Origin of the sequence: Acinetobacter stercoris (assembly GCF_900323515.1) — a bacterium.
Lineage (GTDB): Bacteria > Pseudomonadota > Gammaproteobacteria > Pseudomonadales > Moraxellaceae > Acinetobacter > Acinetobacter stercoris.
Map to the genome: position 1 here is coordinate 1 of NZ_OOGT01000388.1, position 1,469 is coordinate 1,469.

General features: G+C 29.4%; 1 protein-coding gene. It reads right to left on the reverse strand.

Annotation, left to right across the window (positions count from 1 at the left end; translation table 11 throughout):
* Window positions 1–711 precede the first annotated feature (711 nt).
* Window positions 712–978 carry a hypothetical protein gene (locus KPC_RS19730; RefSeq protein ID WP_121975997.1) on the reverse strand — a complete coding sequence of 89 codons (267 nt, stop codon included), beginning with the start codon at window positions 976–978 and terminating at the stop codon, window positions 712–714.
* Window positions 979–1,469 lie beyond the last annotated feature (491 nt).

Genomic DNA, 1,469 nt, shown 5'->3' on the forward strand with positions numbered 1-1,469 from the left:
CGTTTTGTGTGAAATTGTAATTTTTTATACTTTTGGAATAATTGTAAAATATGGAAATTTTAAAATTCATAAAAACCTTCAATAATTTGAATACTTATCTATTTTTAGCAATTCTTTTATTGACAACATTAAGTTTTTACTTCTTTTTAACCCCTATAGATTGATAACAGCGTCGGCGATGTTCAGATTGATATTCCTTGTGTTTCCATGCTCTTTAGCTAGAAATTTTAAGCCTGTACTGTCGACTAGCGGGTGAAGTCTATCATTGCTTTTTTGATAATGAATAGAAATCAAAGCGCTTTTATAGTTTGTAAATCGTCGTGTAGTCCGGTGCTGTACAGTTTAATCATAAAGATAGCGGAAACTTTTAATAAATTCTGTGACCATTTATAGAATTAAACAAAATAAGACCATCATGATTAAACTATACTGAATAGCTGTGTTTGAATAAGTTTGATTTCAACCTCACTTAGCTTTTGACTCAGTATACGATTGGGTATTACCTGATAAAGAGATTTCCTTGATTGATCAAAACTTGATTTAGTACACTCATTGTTTGTAATAGATTTAGATTTTAGTTCACTCGTCTGAGCGCTATATTACAGAATAAAATATTGAGAAAACTTTGTGCAACTAAGTTGCTTAATGTAAGGAGTCTAGAGCCTATTGAAAAAGAAATGAGTTCTTATATAGAACAGTGGGATGTGTCAACTAAGGGTTACTTTTAGTCTGTTTATTATGACTTTGTTTTCGAGATGAGGGTTCGTCTTCTGTTGTTTGAACACTCGAAGTGATCGGAGCGTCGATCACAAGATCTTTATTAAGATCGATTACAGTTGTATTTGGGGGATTTAATCCTGCCTCACGAATAATTTCTTTTTGTTTATCCAATGCAGTTTTTATATCTGCATTAATATTATTTGCAAGTGCTAAACTAGAAAGCAGAATACTGGTCATAATAACAATAATTTTATTCATCTTGCTTGTCTTTGATCATGTGCTGAAGAAAAAATATAACAGACATTGATGTGAAATATTATGAAGTTTAGATTACAGCCCAATTTTACGATGAGGGTATAAGACTATAAGACATTTGATTAACCCTGAGTGAAATTTATCTGGTTAATCTCTTAAAAATTATCAAAAAGATTAAGAAAACATAGCTTTCTTAAGTTTTCTAACCCTGTAAATTGTAATCACAAACCGATTTATATGAGTTTTTATTATGGATAGTTGATTCATTATAAGCATCTTTATTTGATTAGCATTAGTTTTATTCGAGTTGGTATATGAAAGTCGATATTATTTTATCAAACTTGTCTCTAGTTGTTCCTCTAAACATTAAACTCGCAAAAGATTAGCCGCGTTGGTTGAAATGTCTTTTTAGAAAAAGTAAAGAAACATTCTTTTTTGTATACGTTCAATTAAAATGTAATATTTTTTAATATATATTGATAATAATTATCATT